At 71.2% G+C, this 17,766-nt stretch carries 17 protein-coding genes; 9 read left to right on the top strand and 8 right to left on the bottom strand.

What is annotated here, in order from left to right:
• Positions 1-134: 134 nt before the first annotated feature.
• The 3 genes from J2S43_RS02030 to J2S43_RS02040 all read left to right on the top strand — a co-directional run bounded on the left by J2S43_RS02030 (position 135) and on the right by J2S43_RS02040 (position 2,599).
• Positions 135-1,163, top strand: coding sequence for a 6-phosphofructokinase (locus J2S43_RS02030; RefSeq protein ID WP_306826816.1), 1,029 nt, complete (start codon positions 135-137; stop codon positions 1,161-1,163).
• Positions 1,164-1,241: 78 nt separating this feature from the next.
• On the top strand, positions 1,242-2,054 hold the full coding sequence (proC, locus tag J2S43_RS02035) for a pyrroline-5-carboxylate reductase (RefSeq protein ID WP_306826817.1): 813 nt from the start codon (positions 1,242-1,244) through the stop codon (positions 2,052-2,054).
• A gap of 152 nt (positions 2,055-2,206) precedes the next feature.
• Entirely contained in the window at positions 2,207-2,599 is a 393-nt protein-coding gene (locus J2S43_RS02040) for a hypothetical protein (protein ID WP_306826818.1), read from the top strand.
• 22 nt (positions 2,600-2,621) lie between these two features.
• Here J2S43_RS02040 and J2S43_RS02045 read toward each other — a convergent pair whose 3' ends face one another.
• Complete coding sequence (locus J2S43_RS02045) at positions 2,622-3,068, bottom strand: hypothetical protein (protein ID WP_306826819.1); 447 nt, start codon at positions 3,066-3,068, stop codon at positions 2,622-2,624.
• A gap of 75 nt (positions 3,069-3,143) precedes the next feature.
• Here J2S43_RS02045 and J2S43_RS02050 point away from each other — a divergent pair, with 75 nt between their 5' ends.
• On the top strand, positions 3,144-3,494 hold the full coding sequence (locus J2S43_RS02050; RefSeq protein ID WP_306826820.1) for a DUF2203 domain-containing protein: 351 nt from the start codon (positions 3,144-3,146) through the stop codon (positions 3,492-3,494).
• 1,156 nt (positions 3,495-4,650) lie between these two features.
• Here J2S43_RS02050 and J2S43_RS02055 read toward each other — a convergent pair.
• Complete coding sequence (locus tag J2S43_RS02055; RefSeq protein WP_306826821.1) at positions 4,651-5,139, bottom strand: glutathione peroxidase; 489 nt, start codon at positions 5,137-5,139, stop codon at positions 4,651-4,653.
• Between the two features lie 140 nt (positions 5,140-5,279).
• Here J2S43_RS02055 and J2S43_RS02060 point away from each other — a divergent pair, with 140 nt between their 5' ends.
• From J2S43_RS02060 to J2S43_RS02075, 4 genes are all read left to right on the top strand, one after another.
• The gene (locus J2S43_RS02060) at positions 5,280-6,896 is read left to right on the top strand and encodes a glycosyl hydrolase family 18 protein (RefSeq protein WP_306826822.1); all 1,617 of its coding nucleotides are present in this window, start codon (positions 5,280-5,282) and stop codon (positions 6,894-6,896) included.
• A 386-nt stretch (positions 6,897-7,282) separates the two neighbouring features.
• Entirely contained in the window at positions 7,283-8,470 is a 1,188-nt protein-coding gene (gene tuf, locus J2S43_RS02065) for an elongation factor Tu (RefSeq protein ID WP_306826823.1), read from the top strand.
• A 129-nt stretch (positions 8,471-8,599) separates the two neighbouring features.
• Positions 8,600-10,006 carry a class II 3-deoxy-7-phosphoheptulonate synthase gene (locus J2S43_RS02070; RefSeq protein WP_306826824.1) on the top strand — a complete coding sequence of 469 codons (1,407 nt, stop codon included), beginning with the start codon at positions 8,600-8,602 and terminating at the stop codon, positions 10,004-10,006.
• Positions 9,999-11,027: a threonine aldolase family protein gene (locus J2S43_RS02075; RefSeq protein WP_306826825.1), complete on the top strand. Its 1,029-nt coding sequence runs from the start codon at positions 9,999-10,001 to the stop codon at positions 11,025-11,027. Before J2S43_RS02070 ends, J2S43_RS02075 begins: the two co-directional genes overlap by 8 nt.
• A 62-nt stretch (positions 11,028-11,089) precedes the next feature.
• On the opposite strand, the gene J2S43_RS02080 is transcribed toward J2S43_RS02075, so the two are convergent.
• The gene (locus J2S43_RS02080) at positions 11,090-11,677 is read right to left on the bottom strand and encodes a hypothetical protein (protein ID WP_306826826.1); all 588 of its coding nucleotides are present in this window, start codon (positions 11,675-11,677) and stop codon (positions 11,090-11,092) included.
• A 136-nt stretch (positions 11,678-11,813) separates the two neighbouring features.
• On the opposite strand from J2S43_RS02080, the gene J2S43_RS02085 reads away from it, so the two are divergent.
• Complete coding sequence (locus J2S43_RS02085) at positions 11,814-12,827, top strand: FKBP-type peptidyl-prolyl cis-trans isomerase (RefSeq protein ID WP_306826827.1); 1,014 nt, start codon at positions 11,814-11,816, stop codon at positions 12,825-12,827.
• Positions 12,828-12,877: 50 nt separating this feature from the next.
• Here the strand turns inward: J2S43_RS02085 and bfr are convergent, their stop codons facing one another.
• The 5 genes from bfr to J2S43_RS02110 form a co-directional block, all read right to left on the bottom strand.
• A complete protein-coding gene (gene bfr, locus J2S43_RS02090; protein ID WP_306826828.1) occupies positions 12,878-13,360 on the bottom strand; it encodes a bacterioferritin in 483 nt (160 codons plus the stop codon).
• A 94-nt stretch (positions 13,361-13,454) separates the two neighbouring features.
• Complete coding sequence (locus J2S43_RS02095; RefSeq protein WP_306826829.1) at positions 13,455-13,643, bottom strand: (2Fe-2S)-binding protein; 189 nt, start codon at positions 13,641-13,643, stop codon at positions 13,455-13,457.
• 100 nt (positions 13,644-13,743) lie between these two features.
• Positions 13,744-14,613 (bottom strand): deoxyribonuclease IV, encoded by an 870-nt coding sequence (locus J2S43_RS02100; protein WP_306826831.1) that lies wholly within the window; start codon positions 14,611-14,613, stop codon positions 13,744-13,746.
• Entirely contained in the window at positions 14,604-16,709 is a 2,106-nt protein-coding gene (locus tag J2S43_RS02105; RefSeq protein ID WP_306826832.1) for a Stk1 family PASTA domain-containing Ser/Thr kinase, read from the bottom strand. Before J2S43_RS02105 ends, J2S43_RS02100 begins: the two co-directional genes overlap by 10 nt.
• A 122-nt stretch (positions 16,710-16,831) precedes the next feature.
• On the bottom strand, positions 16,832-17,704 hold the full coding sequence (locus J2S43_RS02110) for a hypothetical protein (RefSeq protein ID WP_306826833.1): 873 nt from the start codon (positions 17,702-17,704) through the stop codon (positions 16,832-16,834).
• Between the last annotated feature and the right edge of the window lie 62 nt (positions 17,705-17,766).

The raw sequence follows: 17,766 nt of genomic DNA on the forward strand, positions 1-17,766 counted from the left end.
TAGCCGGGGTCTGGTCGGGGCGCGTCAGTGACGCCGACTACAGTCGGCGATGACGGCCCGTCCCGGGCCGGCAACGTTGCTCCCGGGGCGCCTGTGCCGAAAAGCTTGCAAGTTGTGTGGAGGGACGAGCCAATATGCGTATCGGCGTGCTCACCGGCGGCGGCGACTGCCCCGGCCTGAACGCGGTCATCCGCGGCGTGGTCCGCAAGGGCGTCACGGTCTACGGCCACGAGTTCGTGGGCTTCCGCGACGGCTGGAAGGGCCCGCTGGAGGGTCTGACCAAGCCGCTGGGCATCCAGGAGGTGCGCGGCATCCTGCCGCGCGGCGGCACCATCCTCGGCTCCTCCCGGACCAACCTGTTCAAGATCGAGAACGGCGTCGAGCGGGTCAAGGAGAACCTGGCCGGCCTCGGCGTCGACGCGCTGATCGCGATCGGCGGCGAGGACACGCTGGGCGTCGCCACCAAGCTCGCCGACCTGGGCGTGAACGTCGTCGGCGTGCCGAAGACGATCGACAACGACCTGAACGGCACGGACTACACGTTCGGCTTCGACACCGCGGTGAACATCGCGATGGAGGCGATCGACCGGCTGCACACCACCGCCGAGTCGCACCACCGCACGCTGATCGTCGAGGTCATGGGCCGCCACGCGGGCTGGATCGCGCTGCACGCCGGCCTCGCCGGTGGCGCCAACGTCATCCTGCTGCCGGAGCGCAACTTCGACGTCGACCAGGTCGCGACGTACGTGGAGAAGCGCTTCCAGCACGAGTACGCGCCGATCGTGGTCGTCGCCGAGGGTGCGCAGCCGCTCGAGGGCCAGATGGTCCTGCAGAACCAGGAGCTGGACAGCTTCGGTCACGTCCGCCTCGGCGGCATCGGCCAGTGGCTCGCCGAGCAGCTGGAGGCCAAGACCGGCAAGGAGGCCCGCACGGTCGTGCTCGGCCACATCCAGCGCGGTGGCACGCCGACCGCGTTCGACCGGGTCCTCTCCACCCGCTTCGGCCTGTCCGCGATCGACGCGGTCAACGAGGGTGACTTCGGCAAGATGGTCGCGCTGCGTGGCACCGACATCGTGCGGATCCCGCTGATCGAGGGCACCGGTGAGCTCAAGACCGTCCCGCTGGAGCGCTACACCGAGGCCGAGGTCTTCTTCGGCAGCTGATCCACCGGCTTTTCCGAGGGCGCGTTCCGTTTCCGGGACGCGCCCTTCTCGAAGATCAGGACCATCAGGGGGTACGGCGTGAGCGAGCGAATCATCGCGGTGCTGGGCACCGGGACGATGGGCGAGCTGGTGCTGGCGGGGCTGCTGCGCGGCGGTCACCCGGCCGAGCGCGCGCTGGCCACCGCGCGCCGCCCGGAGCGCGCGGAGGAGCTCCGCGTCGCGCACGGCGTCCGCGTGGTGGACAACGCCACCGCCGCGGCCGAGGCCGGCGTGCTGGCGATCGGCGTGAAGCCGCAGGACGCGGACGCGCTGCTGGCCGAGATCAACGGCAGCGTCCGGCCCGGCACGCTGGTGATCTCGCTCTGCGCGGGCCTGACCACCGAGTTCTTCGCGCGCCGGCTGCCCGAGGGCACGCCGGTGGTGCGCGTCATGACCAACACGCCCGCGCTGGCCGGCGCCGCGATCTCCGCGATCTCGCCGGGCGCGCACGCGACGGACGAGCACGTGGCGCTGGCCGAGGAGTTGTTCCGGCCGCTCGGCGCCGTGCTCCGGGTGCCGGAGAAGCAGCAGGACGCGGTCACCGCGGTCTCCGGCTCCGGCCCCGCGTACGTCTACCTCTTCGTCGAGGCGATGATCGAGGCCGGCGTGCTGCTCGGCCTGCCCCGGGCGACCGCGCGCGAGCTGGCCGTGCAGACCGCGCTGGGCTCCGCGACCATGCTGCGCGAGTCCGGCGAGCACCCGGTCACGCTCCGCGAGGCGGTCACCTCGCCGGGCGGCACGACGGCGGCGGCGCTGGCCGAGCTGGAACGGCACGGACTGCGCGCCGCGGTACTGGATGCTCTTGGCGCGGCCCGCGATCGGGCGATCTCGCTGGCGGCACAAAACACCTGATCAGGTGCGTGTGGAACCTCCACCACGGGAAGATGCGCGGCTATTCACCAGGCCGTTTATTCATTCATCCGCGTAGGGCTATCGCGCCCTCACTCCTCCCCGTTACGGTCGAATGACAGCGAGTAATTGACTGCTGACTGGGGAGGTGCACCATGCGAGCAACCGGACGATCCCTGGCCCTCGGTGGGGCCAGCCTTGGTGCGACGGCCGCGATGCTCTGGGTGGCGACCCCGGCGTCCGCGTTCGCGCACGACAAGGTCGCGAACCCCTACCTCCACGCGCTACTGGACGTGCTGAGCCTGGCCGTCGTGATCTCGCCCGTCGTCTCGGCGTACCTCTGGGGTGCCCGGCGCCGGGGCCTGCTGATGGCCCTGGTCGGACTGGTCCAGATCCCGGTGGCCGTCATCGCGTTCGTGCCGATCGTTCCGCCCGCCGTGCACCTGCTGCTGTTCGGCGTCGCGATCGGCCTCACCATCGGTTCCATCAGGTTCGTGCGCGGTTCCGCCCCTTCCCCCGCGGCCGCGACCGAACCGTCCCGTGGGTGAGTGACCGGCTGCCACCGATCACTCACCGGCGAATTCCGGGATTGAGGGTCCCGGAGTGAACCCCGCTGTCGGCTGCGGAGGCCGGCCAGTCCCTGGGCTTTGACTGGTCAAAATCCTCTGTGGCCGGCGGCGGCACGTCCGGACCGGAACCGCACGGGTCGGCGGCGGGCGAGTCACTGAGGTCTATGGGGAGCACGTGATCCCCGACCGTGAGGGCAGTGACCCGCCCGCCGTCCCGGTGCGTCCGGACCGGCGGGCATCCCGGGGCCGGCTCGCCCCAGCGACCGGACGTCTCGCGGAGCGCGGTGAAGCGGCAGTGCTCCTCGCCGACGTACCCCCAGGCCATGAAGATCGTCTCGCCCGCGTAGCTGTAGACGCCGACGGACTCGGTCCCGTCCGGGGCCGCGCGACGGTGAAACTCGGCGCGCAGACCCGGCACGATCACCCCGTCGAGGTCCGCGTCCGCCACGACACGATGCGGTGAGAAGCAGGATAGATCGGGCAGGCGCATGTGCTGATCAACGAATGCCCCATACTGAGGGTCGTGTTCACACTGGCCGAGGCCCGGCAGCTGATCGCCACCCTGCGCCCGCGCATCGACGAACTGATAACGCTCCGCGCCGACCTGGCGGAGCTCAAGGCCGACCTGGCCGACGGCATCGAGAGCGCGTTCGGCGGCGTCGCGGAGATCAAGGCGCTGGACGCCCGCATCTACGCCACGGTCGAGCTGCTCGAACAGAACGGCATCCAGATCAAGAACCTGGCACCGATCCTGCTGGACTTCCCCGGCGAACTCGACGGCCGCCCGGTCCTCTGGTGCTGGCTGGAGGGCGACCGCAGCATCGACTGGTACCACCGCCTCGAGTGCGGCTTCGCCGGCCGCCGCCCCACCTGAACCCACATCAAGATCAAATTCAGGATCCTGCTTTCCCGCTTCCAGCGTGGCACAGGCCGCATGCTCCCGCGGGCACCGGTCGTCGCTGGCGCTCCTCCCTGCGGGTTCCGACGCCGGTCACCGAAACCCCACGCGCTCCCGCGCCCGCCGGGCCCCGCGCCCGCCGGGTGCTGTGCCCGCCGGGTGCTGTGCCCGCCGGGTGCTGTGCCCGCCGGGTGCTGTGCCCGCCGGGTGCTGTGCCCGCCGGGTGCTGTGCCCGCCGGGTGCTGTGCCCGCCGGGTGCTGTGCCCGCCGGGTCCCGTGCCCGCCGGGCGCCCCGTCGCCAGGCCGTGTATTGGGGCGCCCCTCAGGCTGTTGGGGCAGATGAGGGACGCTCCGATTACGGGTTGGTGTCGGGCAGCGCGGCGAGCCGCTCCCACACCGGGTGGCGGAGGTGTCACGGTTCCGCGGAAGATCGGCGGAAGCTGCAGGAACCCTCGTGGTCCGGGCGTTCCGCAGTCCTCGTGGTCCGGGCATCCCGCGCCCGAAATGTCCCCATCTATCAGCCGTGTCGGGTCTCCATCCCACAGATCGTCCGCCAATCGGCCCTGAGTGATCAATCAGTTGAGCAAAAGATAGGTCAACTTCGCTAGTTGACCTATCTTTTGCTCAACTGATTGATCACTCAGGCACCGCCGTCGGCCTGCCCGGGGCGCAAGGCAGTGTCGGGGCGATAGGCCCGCCTCCCAAGTCGGCATTTCGGGCATAGGGCGCCGGTCGGCACTGGCGCTCGTCGCTGCGGTTGAATGCTGGTCACCGAAACCCCGGCGCTGTCCGGGCTTGCCGGGCTGTCCGGGCTTGCCGCGCTGTCCGCGCCGTGAGCGGGGCGTTGGTCATGCCGCTAGGACAGCATGACCAACGCCCCGATCATGTGTCGGTGCTGGGTGCTGGGTGCTGGGTGCTGGGTGCTGGGTGCTGGGTGCTGGGTGCTGGGTGCTGGGTGCTGGGTGCTGGGTGCTGGGTGCTGGGTGCTGGGTGCTGGGTGTGGGCGTGGTGGGGTGTGGGGTTTGCCGGAGTGTCGCGGAACGTGCAGGGAGGCCGCCCGCGGCCGACCGGTGCCCGCGGGAGCACTGGGACGTGGGCACGCCGGAAGCGGGAATATCCGCTTTTGATGCTTTTAGCGGGGGAGTGCCTTCTCGATGGCCTCGCGGACCTCGGGGGCGTCCGGTTTGACCGGGGTGCGGAAGCGGGCGGCGACCGTGCCGTCCGGGGTGACCAGGAACTTCTCGAAGTTCCAGCGGACGTCGCCGGCCTCGCCGTCGGCGTCCGGCGTGCTGCACAGTTCGGTGAAGAGCGGGTGCCGGTCCGGGCCGTTGACGTCGAGCTTCTCGGTCATCGGGAAGGTGACGCCGTAGGTGGTGGCGCAGAACTCGGCGATCTCCTCCGCGGTGCCGGGCTCCTGGCCGCCGAACTGGTTGCACGGCGCGCCGAGCACGACGAGGCCGCGGTCGGCGAACTCCTCGGCGAGGCCCTCCAGCGCGCTGTACTGCGGGGTCGAGCCGCACTTGGAGGCCACGTTGACGATGAGCAGCGCGTTGCCGCGGTATTGGGCGAGGCTCGCGGGCGCGCCGGTGAGCGAGTTGATCTCGACGTCGAAGACGGTCATGGGACTGGACGTTACGCCGCGTAGGCGTCCGGATCGTCCGTTGCCCTAAGAAATTGATAAATCCATGTATCGACATCTTGACGGGAACCCGACACGCGCCTTCACTCTTAGGAAAGTTTCCTAATCGATCTGGAGACGCCATGAGGAAATCCGTCCGCCGCGGGCTGCTGGCGGGTGCGGTCGTCGCGGCCCTGGCCGCCACCGCAGTCCCGGCCGTCAGCGCGATGGCCGCGGGCAGCATCGCCGCCACCTTCACCGCCAGCTCCGACTGGGGGACCGGCCACGAGGTCGCCGTCAAGGTGACGAACGGCTCCGACGCCGCCGTCGCCACCTGGAGCATCACGTTCACGCTGCCGGCGAGCTCGACCATCAGCAGCTCCTGGGACGCGGACGTCACCAGGAGCGGTAACACCTACACCGCCGTCAAGAAGAGCTGGGCCGGCAGCCTCGCTCCGGGCGCGTCCGTGACCTGGGGTTACGTGGGCACCGGTAAGTTCGCGGCACCGACTGCCTGCACGATCAACGGGGTCTCCTGCGGCGGTGGCACCACGCCGCCGACCACGGCACCTCCGACGACCGTGCCGCCGACCACCCCGCCGCCGACCACCCCGCCGCCCACGACCACGCCGCCGCCGAACCCCGGTGGCAAGAAGGTCGTCGGCTACTTCGCGGAGTGGGGTGTCTACGATCGGCAGTACCACGTCAAGAACATCGACACCAGTGGTTCCGCCGCGAAGCTGACCCACATCCTGTACGCGTTCGGCAACACCACCGGCGGGCGCTGCTCGGTCGGCGAGACGTTCCCGGCGTACGAGAAGTCCTACACCGCCGACCAGAGCGTCAACGGCCAGGCGGACACCTGGGACCAGCCGCTGCGGGGCAGTTTCAACCAGCTGCGCCAGCTCAAGGCGAAGTACCCGCACCTCAAGGTGATCTACTCGTTCGGCGGCTGGACCTGGTCCGGCGGCTTCACCCAGGCCGCGCAGAACCCCACCGCGTTCGCCGAGTCCTGCTACAACGTGGTCGAGGACCCGCGCTGGGCGGACGTCTTCGACGGCATCGACATCGACTGGGAGTACCCGAACGCGTGCGGCCTCACCTGTGACTCGAGCGGGCCGAACGCGTACAAGAACGTGATCGCGGCGCTGCGCACCAAGTTCGGCCCCAGCGCGCTGATCACCTCGGCCATCACGGCGGACGGCAGCAACGGCGGCAAGATCGATGCCACCGACTACGCCGGCGCGATCAACAACCTCAACTGGCTGATGCCGATGACGTACGACTACTTCGGTGCGTTCGCCGCGCAGGGCCCGACCGCCCCGCACTCGCCGCTCACCGCGTACAACGGCATCCCGACCGCGGGCTTCAACTCCGACGCCGCGATTCAGAAGCTCAGGGCGAAGGGCATCCCGGCCGACAAGCTGCTGCTCGGCGTCGGCTTCTACGGCCGCGGCTGGACCGGAGTGACGCAGGCCGCCCCCGGCGGCACCGCCACCGGCCCGGCGCCCGGTAAGTACGAGCCCGGCATCGACGACTACAAGGTGCTGAAGAACTCCTGCCCGGCGACGGGCACGGTCGGCGGCACGGCCTACGCCTACTGCGGAAACAACTGGTGGAGCTACGACACCCCGGCGACGATGACCGGCAAGATGACCTACGCGAAGCAGCAGGGTCTCGGCGGCGCGTTCTTCTGGGAGCTGTCCGGCGACACCACCAACGGCGAGCTCATCACCGCCGTGAAGAACGGCCTCAACTAGTTATTCCCTTCGCAAGGACGCCTGCCCTCACCACCGTCCACCCGGTGGTGAGGGCAGGCCCTTTCATAGGGGTGGCAGTTCGCGATTCTCCGCGCTACTGTCTTGCTCATGTTCGGCATGAATGGGCTTGAGGTGCGCACCGGCGGTTGCCGGTCCGGCGCGCTCGCCGTCATGCCCCGACGACTGGATAGCTGACCCTTCTCCCGCTCCAGCAGGACCGGAGGAGGAGGGTGCTCCCGTCGTACCCCCGTGTGGCCTTGATGCCCTGGGGGTTCTGTCGCGCGGTTCTGGCGCGGAGTCATGCCATTCAAATGGCTGCGGAGTGGCGTCCGCCCGCGTTTTGCTGCCTGCTGTTCGAATGCATTCTTGGAACCCTGGGAAAGGTCATGGCGAAGAGCCAGTTCGTGCGGACGAAGCCGCACCTCAACATCGGCACGATGGGGCACGTCGACCACGGGAAGACCACGCTGACGGCCGCGATCACGAAGGTGCTGGCCGAGCGGTACCCGCAGGTCAACAGCTACGTGTCGTTCGACGGGATCGACCGGGCGCCGGAGGAGGTGCAGCGGGGGATCACGATCAACATTGCGCACGTGGAGTACGAGACGGCCACGCGGCACTACGCGCACGTGGACATGCCGGGGCACGCCGACTACGTGAAGAACATGATCACGGGGGCGGCGCAGGTCGACGGCGCGATCCTGGTGGTGTCCGCGCAGGACGGGTCGATGCCGCAGACGCGCGAGCACGTGCTGCTGGCCAAGCGGGTCGGCGTGCCGCACCTGGTGGTCGCCATGAACAAGGCGGACGCGGTCGAGGACGCCGAGCTGCTGGACCTGGTCGAGCTGGAGGTGCGGGAACTGCTGAGCGAGTACGGCTTCCCGGGCGACGAGGTGCCGGTCGTGCGCGTCTCCGCGCTGCGGGCGCTTGAGGGCGACCCGCGCTGGACCCAGTCGATCGCGGACCTGCTCGACGCGGTCGACGGCTACGTGCCGGAGCCGCCGCGGGACCTGGAGGAGCCGTTCCTGATGCCGATCGAGAACGTGCTCACCATCTCCGGCCGCGGCACCGTGGTCACCGGCGCGGTCGAGCGCGGCACGCTGCGCCTCGGCGAGCCGGTCGAGGTGGTCGGGCTCGGCGAGCCGATCACGACGGTCGCGACCGGCATGGAGACGTTCGGCAAGAGCCTGCTCGCGGCCGAGGCCGGGGACAACGCGGCCGTGCTGCTCCGCGGCGTCAAGCGGGACCAGGTCGTGCGCGGCCAGGTGGTGGCCGTGCCCGGCTCGGTGCGGGCGCACCGGCTCTTCCGGGCCGAGCTCTACGCGCTGACCGCGGCCGAGGGTGGCCGGCACACGCCGTTCCTGGCCAACTACCGCCCGCAGTTCTACTTCCGGACCGCGGACGTGGCCGGCGCGATGGACCTGGGCGACGTGCGGATGGTCATGCCGGGCGACACGGTGTCGCTCGGCGTGGCGCTGGACCGGCCGGTCGCGATGGCGGCCGGGCTCGGCTTCGCGGTGCGCGAGGGCAACCGGACGGTGGCCGCGGGCACCGTGACTGAGCTGCTGGATTAGCTGACGGAGGCCGCTTTCGATCCGGTCGGGGGCGAGTGGTCGGGGCGGTAGCGGGCCGCGCTTCCCAATGCACAGGAAGCGCGGCCCTCCGTTTTTTGATGATCAACGGGCCGCCGTAATGTTGTCGCCATGCGTCAGGAGTGGCATCAGTTGAGTCATCCCGCCGTCGGCTCGGTCGCGTTGCAGACCAGCCGCCCCACCACCGACGCGGAGGAGGCCGAGGCGCTGGGCCTCGACCGCTGGCGCACGCTGCCACGCGTGCAGATGCCGCCGTGGCCGGACATGGACGAGGTCGCCTCCGTCTGCAAGGTGCTCGACACCGTGCCGCCGATCGTCGCGCCGTACGAGGTGGACGACCTGCGGGCCCGGCTCGCGATGGTCGCCGAGGGCAAGGCGTTCCTGCTCCAGGGCGGCGACTGCGCGGAGACGTTCTCCGACAACACCGAGGCGCACCTGCTGGCCAACGCGCGCACGCTGCTGCAGATGGCGGTCGTGCTCACCTACGGCGCGTCGCTGCCGGTGATCAAGGTGGCCCGCGTCGCGGGGCAGTACACGAAGCCGCGTTCCGCCGCGCTGGACTCGCTGGGTCTCCCGGCCTACCGCGGCGACATGATCAACTCGCTGGAGGCGACGCCGGAGGCGCGCGTCGCCGACCCGCAGCGCATGATCCGGGCGTATGCGAACTCCGCCGCCGCGATGAACATGCTGCGCGCCTACCTCAGCGGCGGCCTCGCCGACCTGCACGCGGTGCACGACTGGAACAAGGACTTCGTGAAGTCCTCCGCGGCCGGCGAGCGCTACGAGGCGATCGCCCGCGAGATCGACCGGGCCATGTCGTTCATCCGCGCCTGCGGGCTGCGCGACGACGAGGCGCTGCGCACGGTCAACCTGGCCTGCTCGCACGAGGCGCTGGCGCTGGAGTACGACCGCGCGCTCACCCGCGTCTCGGACGGCAGGGCGTACTGCCTCTCCGGCCACTTCCTCTGGGTCGGCGAGCGCACCCGCCAGCTCGACCACGCGCACATCGACTTCATCTCCCGGATCGCGAACCCGGTCGGCGTCAAGCTCGGCCCGGCCACCACGCCGGAGACCGCGATCGAGCTGTGCGAGCGGCTCAACCCGGACAACGTGCCCGGCAAGCTCACGCTGATCAGCCGGATGGGCAACCACAAGGTGCGGGACGCGCTGCCCGCGATCGTCGACAAGGTCACCGCGGCCGGCGCGAAGGTCGTCTGGCAGTGCGACCCGATGCACGGCAACACGATCGAGTCGTCGAACGGCTACAAGACCCGGCAGTTCGACCGGATCGTCGACGAGGTGCTCGGCTACTTCGAGGTACACCGCCAGCTCGGCACCCACCCGGGCGGCATCCACGTGGAGCTGACCGGCGAGGACGTCACCGAGTGCCTCGGCGGCGCGCAGGGCATCGCGGACCTCGACCTGCCCAGCCGGTACGAGACCGCATGCGACCCGCGGCTGAACACGCAGCAGTCGCTGGAGCTCGCCTTCCTGGTGGCGGAGATGCTGCGTGGCTGACGTCGACCTGAGGTCGGACACGTTCACCAGGCCCACGGCCGAGATGCGGGCCGCGATGGCCGCGGCCGAGGTCGGCGACGACGTCTACGGCGAGGACCCGACCGTCAACGCGCTGCAGGACGAGGTCGCGGCGCTGCTCGGGCACGAGGCCGGGCTGTTCACGCCGACCGGCTCGATGGCGAACCAGATCGGGCTTCAGCTGCTCGTCCCGTCCGGCGAGGAACTGCTGACCGACGCGGACGCGCATGTGCTGATCTACGAGATGGGCGCGGCGGCGGTCTACGGCGGGATCTCCTCCCGCACCTGGCCGGCGGTGGGCGATGCCCTCGACCCGGAGCTGGTCGAGGGCATGATCAGGGTGCCGGGTGGCTACGACACGAACGCGACCCGGGCGATCGCGGTCGAGCAGACGCACAACCGCACTGGCGGCACGATCATCCCGCTGGACACGCTGCGGCGGGTCCGCGCGCTGTGTGACCGCCACGGCCTCGGCCTGCACTGCGACGGCGCCCGGCTGTGGAACGCGCACGTCGCCACCGGCGTGCCGCTGGACGTCTACGGCCGGCTCTTCGACTCGGTCTCGGTCTGCCTGTCCAAGGGCCTCGGCGCGCCGATCGGCTCGGTGCTCGTCTCCAACCGGGCCGCGATCGCCCGCGGCCGGGTGATCCGCAAGCGGCTCGGCGGCGGCATGCGCCAGGCCGGCATCATCGCGGCCGGTGGCCTGCACGCGCTGCGCCACCACATCCCGCGGCTCGCCGAGGACCACGCGCACGCGGCCCGGCTGGCGGCCGCGCTGGCGCCGGCCGGCGTGGTCGACGCGGACGCGGTGCGCACCAACATCGTGCGGCTCGACCTGACCAAGACCGCGCTGGACGCGGCCGGGCTGGTCGCGGCGGCCCGCGAGCACGACGTGCTGATCTCCCCGGTCGGCCCGCGCGCGGTCCGCCTGGTCACGCACATGGACGTGGACTCGGCCGGCATCGACCACGCGGCCGAGGTCCTCCTCGACCTGCTGACCTAGACCCATGATCAGGGCGTCCCCATGCTGTTCCAACAGCACGGGGACGCCCTGACAAAGCGCGCTTACGGTGCGGCGGCGGCGCGCAGTGGGCCGGCGGCGTGGCGGCCGGTGAGGCCGGTCGGGTCGATGCTCCAGGCGGCGGCGACGCGCAGCACGTCCCGCTCGGAGACGACCACGGTGGTGTCGTCGTCCAGCTCGGCCGGGAGACCGGCCGCGCGCTCGGCCTCGTCCGGCGTGCCGTGCCAGGCCGTGACGTCGCCGGACTCGCCGATGTAGCCGAACGCGCGGGTCAGCGTGCCCTTCACCGCGCGGCGCCAGGAGTGCACCTCGCCGACCCGGTGGGTGGCGAACGACTGGACCTCCGTGCCCAGCGACTCGGACAGGTCGGCCAGGTCGAGCGCGGTGCGGGCGGCCGGCGTGAGCAGCCAGCGGCCGGTGACCAGCGTCCAGGCGGCGGCGTCCGCGCCGGGCAGCGGCGGCGTGAGCACGAGGCGGTCGTCCGTCAGGTAGGCGAGGTCGATGCCGTCGCGCCACGGGACCGGGCCGAGGTCGCGCAGTTCCATCGCATTGATGATCTCGGCGGGATCGGCGTCGCGCACGGCCAGCCAGGCCTGTTTCGCGCCGAAGCCGACCATGGTCTGGTCGCTCATGGCACCAACCGTACCGATCCGCGTGCTCCCGGGTAGGTCGCGTCCAGCTTCAGGCATTACGGTGTACCGAGAAATTCAAGCTATTCGCCGTTACGGGCCGCAGCCGCGCCCTTGTCCATCGGGAGTCGACAGACAGATGAGCGATCCGGTCGGAACGGAGAAGTCCGAGACGACGGCGCCGAAGAAGGCGGACGTCATCGACGAGTCGGCGGACAGGAGCAAGGACCAGACCAGGAGCCAGACCAAGGCCCCGGCCGGGGGTACGGTCGGGGCCGCGCCCGCCGGTAAGGCCGGCGACGCCGCCGCCCCTGCCGTTGCCGCCGATCCCGCGGACGCCGCTAATGCTGCCGACGCTGCCGACGCTGCCGACGCGAAGGCCGTGGACGTGAAGGCCGTGGACGAGGCCGTCGACGCGCAGGCCGATGCCGACGCCGTCGACGAGGCCGAGAAGGCCGAGGGCGACGACGGTGCCGAGGGCGCCGACAGCGGGAAGGCCGAGGAGGCGCGTCCGCTGACCAAGGCGGAGAAGCGCGAGCTGCTGCGCATAGAGACGCAGCGCGCGCGGAAGCGCAGGGCCGGCCGGCAGGCGATGGGCGTGGCCGTGCTCGGTCTCGCCGTGGTCGCGGTGATCGTCGGCGCGGTCTACTTCGCGGACAGCCGCTCCGCGGATCCGGTGGCCGAGGCGAGCGCCGCGCCGACCGTGCCGTCCGAGGAGCCGTCGCTGCCGCCGGCCGTGCCGTTCCCGCCGGTCCCGGCCGGTGCCGACCCGGCGCTGAGCACGAAGCCGGTGGTGGAGAAGGGCGCGGGCAAGCTGGAGGCGGGCAAGCCGAAGATCACGTATGTGATCAAGGGGACCGGCCCGGCTACCAAGGAGGGCGACCTGATCACCGCGAACTACGTGGGCGTGCTCTACGGCACCGGCGAGGAGTTCGACTCGTCGTGGAGCCGGCAGGAGGCGATCGAGTTCACGATCGGCATGGGCCAGCTGATCGACGGCTGGGAGCAGGGCCTGATGAACGTGCCGGTGGGCAGCCGGATCATCCTGGACCTCCCGCCGGACCTGGCCTACGGCGATCAGGACGACGGCAGCGGCCGGCCGACCGGCGACCTGCGTTTCGTGGTCGACGTGCTGAACGCGCAGGGGCAGTGAACGAGCGGGCGGGGACTCATCGAGTTCCCGCCCGTACCCGTTGATGGCTTTTATCCGGCCACCGGGTGTTCCGTGACGTTCTGCAGATAGAGCGCCTCACCGAACTTCTCGATCAGGTGCAGCTGCGTCTCGAGGTAGTCGATGTGGTGCTCCTCGTCCGCGAGGATCTCCTCGAAGAGCTTGGCGGACGTGATGTCGCCGATCGAGCGCATGTACGAGGCCCCCTCGCGCAGCCGGTCGACGGCCTCGCGCTCGATCTTCATGTCGCAGTCGAACTGCTCCTTGACGGTCTCGCCGATCCGCAGCGCGAAGAGCTTCTGGTAGTTCGGCAGGCCCTCCAGGAAGAGGATCCGGTCGGTCAGGACGTCCGCGTGCCGCATCTCGTCGATCGACTCGGCCCGCGTGTGCTTGGCCAGCACCGTGTAGCCCCAGTTCTCCTGCATCTTGGCGTGCAGGAAGTACTGGTTGATCGCGGTGAGCTCCGCGGTGAGCTGCTCGTTCAGGAATTCGATGACGCGTGCGTCGCCGTGCATGGCTTCATACCCCCCACGTTCGTTGCCGTGGAGGGGAGCGTAGCAATATGCCCGATTAGGGAAGTTTATTAGGAAACACTATGTTAGGGCAGGGTCAGGAGGCCTGGCTGAGCGCCTGCGCGCCGGTCTCCTCGTCGATGAGCTGCCCGATCCGCCGGACGCACGTGCCGCAGCCGGTGCCGGCGCCGCACGCCTCGGCCACCGACCGCTTCGTCCGGGCGCCTCCCTGAATCACGGACCGGACCTCGCACTCGCGAACCCGCTTACAGATGCACGCGAACACGGACGTCCTCCGGATTGGTCAGCCTTACCTTGGTAAGGGTGCCCTAAACACCCAGGCCAGGCAAGGCCCGCCGCCCAAGAAGGCTCAAATTCCCTGAAGATCACACGGGGGTACGCAGGCGCTTGAGCGTCGCCACGTCCGCGGCGTGCCCGACGGTGCCCTCGGACGCGGTCTCCACGACCACCGGAACGCCCGCGGTGGCCGGGTGCCGCAGCAGCTCCGCGAACGGCTCCTCGCCGATCGTGCCCTTCCCGATGGACTCGTGCCGGTCGCGGGTCGAGCCGCACGGGTCCTTCGAGTCGTTCGCGTGGATCAGCCGCAGCCGGTCCGGGCCGACCGTCGCGACCAGCGCATCCAGCGTGGCGGTCATGCCGCCGGGCACGGCCACGTCGTGCCCGGCCGCCCACGCGTGGCAGGTGTCGAAACAGACGCCCAGCCACGGGTGGTTGTCGACCGCCGCGAGATAGGGGCCGAGGTCCTCCACCCGGGCCGCGAGCGAGCGCCCGCCGCCCGCGCTCGGCTCGACCAGCAGGCGTGGCCCGCCCGCCTCCGCCGCCGCGTCCAGCAGCGGCAGCAGCGACTCGCGGACCTGCTTGAGCGCGGTCTCGGAGTACTCCGCGTCGACCGCGCTGCCCGCGTGGAACACCACGCCGGACGCGCCGATCGCGCGGCCGCGCAGCAGCGCGTGGTCCAGCGTCGCGACCGACTTCTCCACGGTCGTGGCCGTGGGCGAGCCCAGGTTGACCAGCAGCGCCGCGTGGATGAAGACGGGCAGGCCGCGCTCGGCGCACCCGTCGCGGAACAGCACGTCCTGCGCCGGGTTGCCGGCCGGCAGCGCCCAGCCCCGCGAATTCGACACGTAGACCTGGACGGCCTCGCCGCCGATCGCGTCCAGGTGCGGGAGCGCGGCCTTGGCCAGCCCGCCGGCGGTGGGGGAGTGCGCGCCGATCGGCCGGTCTGTCAGAAGCACGTGAGCACAACCTCGGTGTTCGGGTCGACCGGGGTGTTCTCCCCGGGGTTCTGGAAACGCACGGTCGCGTTCGGGTTGACGTCGGTGCGCACCCGCAGGCCCATGGCCTCCAGCTGCGCCTTCGCGGCCGGGCAGGGCTGGTCGACCACGCGGGGCAGGGTGAGCTGCGGCGGGCCGTTGCTCACGGTCACCCGGATGTCCGCGCCCTCCTCCACGCCCGTGCCGTCCGCCGGGTCCTGCGCGATGACCTCGTCCCGTGCCCGGTTCGGGTCGTCCTTGCGCTCCTCCAGCAGGTTCAGCCCGAGCGCGGCCAGCTCCGCGCGCGCCGTGTTGACGTTCTTGCCGATCAGGCTGGGCACGGTGATCGGCGCACGGCCCTTGCTGACCGTGACCGTCACCCGGTCACCCGGCTTGACCTCGGCGTTCTCCTTCGGCTCTATCGCGACGACGAAGCCCTCGGGGATCGCGTTGTCGAACTTGTCCGGCGCGCGGTCGACGCCCAGCCCGCGGTTCTCCAGCTCCAGCTTGGCCACGGCGAAGTCCTTGCCGACCACGTCCGGCACGGTGAACCGCTCCGGGCCGAGCGAGAGGATCAGCGTGACGACCGAGCCCTGGGTCAGCCGGCTGCCGCCCGGCGGTTCCTGCGCGACCACCGAGTCCTTCGGCACGGCCGCGTCGTAGCGCCCGTCGCCGATCTGGACCACGAAGCCGGCCTGGGTCAGCGCGCTCTGCGCCTCCGCCTGGGTCAGGTTGGTCGCGGTGGGCACGCTGGTGTAGCGCCCGAAGCCGAGCCACCAGCCGCCGACCAGCAGCACGGTCAGCACGACCAGGGCGCCGGCGATCAGTGCGATGCGGGTGCGCTGGTTGTCGACCGGTGCCGGGCGCCGGGGCGCGCCGTACGCACCACCGCCGGGCGTGCCGTACGCACCACCGCCGGGCGTGCCGTACGCACCGCCGCCGGGCGTGCCGTACGCGGTACCGCCGGAGGTGCCGGGCGCGCCGGAGGAGTAGGTGCCGCCGGTGGGCGTGTAGCTGCCCGCCGGATAGGTCTGCGGGCGGGCCCGCTCCGGCTGACCGGGCAGGCGCGACCAGGACGGTCGGTCGTCCACCACCGGCTGCTGGACCTGGGTGACCATCTGGGTCGGCTCGGAGACCGGCCGCATGCGCGCGGTCGCGGCGTCGCCGGGGCGGAGCGGCGCTGCCGGTGGCGCGGGCGAGGTGCTGCCCAACTCGTCGCGCACCGCCTGCACCGCGGTGAGCAGCCGGCCGGCGTCCGGCGGGCGGGCCGCCGGGTCGCGCCGGGTGGCGGACCGGACCAGCGCGTCCACCGACGCGGGCAGGCCCGGGACCAGCGAGGACGGTGCGGGAACGTCGTTGTCGACGTGCGCCCAGGCGATCTCGATGGGCTGGTCGCCGTCGTAGGGCACGCGGCCGGTGAGCATCTCGAACAGCACGATGCCGGACGCGTAGACGTCGGTGCGCGTGTCCGCCTTGCCCTCGGAGACCAGCTCGGGCGCCACGTAGGCCACGGTCGCCATCAGCTGGCCGCCGCCGGACTCGTCCTCCGCGCTCGCCTCGACCGCGCGGGCCAGGCCGAAGTCCGCGACCTTGACCACCGCGTCCATCAGCCCGCCGCTCGGCGGCTCCGCGACCAGCACGTTCTCCGGCTTGACGTCGCGGTGGACCAGGCCGGCGCGGTGCGCGGCGGCGACCGCGGCCAGCATCTGGTCCAGGATGGTGAGCGCCTCGCCCGGCTCCAGCCGGCGCCGCTGGGCGAGTATGTCGCGCAGCGTGCGTCCCCGCACGTACTCCATCACCAGGTAGGGCAGGCCGCGGTAGACACCCTGGTCGTAGACGGCGACCACGTTGGGGTGGGTCAGCCGCGCTATCGTCTTCGCCTCGTCGGTGAACCGCTCCAGGAAGCGTGGATCGCGGCTCTGTGACGGGTGGATGATTTTGAGCGCGACCGTGCGCTCGAGGCGCTCGTCGGTAGCGGTGTACACGGTCGCCATGCCACCACGGGCGACACGACCGCGAATGCGGTAGCGCCCGTCGACAAGCGAGCCCAGAAGTTCGTCGGCGACCTGAGTATCCATCGGCCTGAAGTCTAAGTGTCGTTGTATAACCGGCAGACCAGGATGCCATAGCGAATACGTCACGGGCACCCTCCGTACGGAGAGTGCCCGATTAGTGACCCGCTACGACCCGTGCTGGCCCGCTAGTATCCGGTGCCGCCCGCGGCATTCGCCCGCCGATTCACGATATTTCCGGAAATCGCGGGCGTGCTCGGCGCCTCCCCGATCGTGTCCCCGCTCCCCGGCCCGGTGCCGTCCACGCCCGGGGCGGGCGTCATCGACTCGGGAATCTCCGGAGGCGCTGTCGGAAAATCCGGCGGTTCCGGCCAATCGGGCCAGTCGGGAATCTGATCCGGCGCGTGACCATGCCAGCGCGACGGCCGGTCGTCCGGCGGCGAGGTCGGCGTCGGCACCGGCAGGCCCGGCGACCCCGTCACGCCGGACGAGCCCGTCGCACCCGGCGACCCGGTGGCACCCGGCGACCCGGTCGTCGACGGCGAGCCGGGCAGCGTCGGTACGACCGGTGTCGGCGCCGCCTCGACCGCGCGTCCGGGCCGGCCCGGGATCGGCGCCACGCCCCGGGCGGTCGCGGTCGCGGTGGTGGCCTGCGGCGGCGGCACCGGCCGGCTCGCCGAGGTGGTCCACGGCTGCGCCGCGTCCGGCACCGCGGGCGCGGCCGGGAACAGGTTCGGGCCGGGGGACGGCGCGGGCGCCGGCAGGCCGGGGATCTCCGGTGCGCTGCGCGGCGCGGACGCGTCCGTGTTCAGCACCGAGTCCAGGCTGTTCGCCACGGTGACGTAGGTGCCCGCGGCGCCGACCAGCGCCAGCACGCCGAACGCGCCCGCGGCCAGCAGGCGGCGGGGCGGACGGCCGTACCCGGAGAGGTCCTCGGCGTCCGGCTCGAAGCCGGCGTAGCCGTAGGCCCGCGGCGCCTCCGCGCCGCGCCGGTCCAGGTCGTACCGCAGCGATCGCCAGGCGCCCGCCGCCTCGTCGCGGACGATCCGCAAGATGCTCACGTGTGGTTGCTTCCTTTCGCCGGGGCAGGGCGAGCCGGCCGGCCGATCCGGTGGGGGATCCG

This window comes from Catenuloplanes nepalensis (assembly GCF_030811575.1).
Lineage (GTDB): Bacteria > Actinomycetota > Actinomycetes > Mycobacteriales > Micromonosporaceae > Catenuloplanes > Catenuloplanes nepalensis.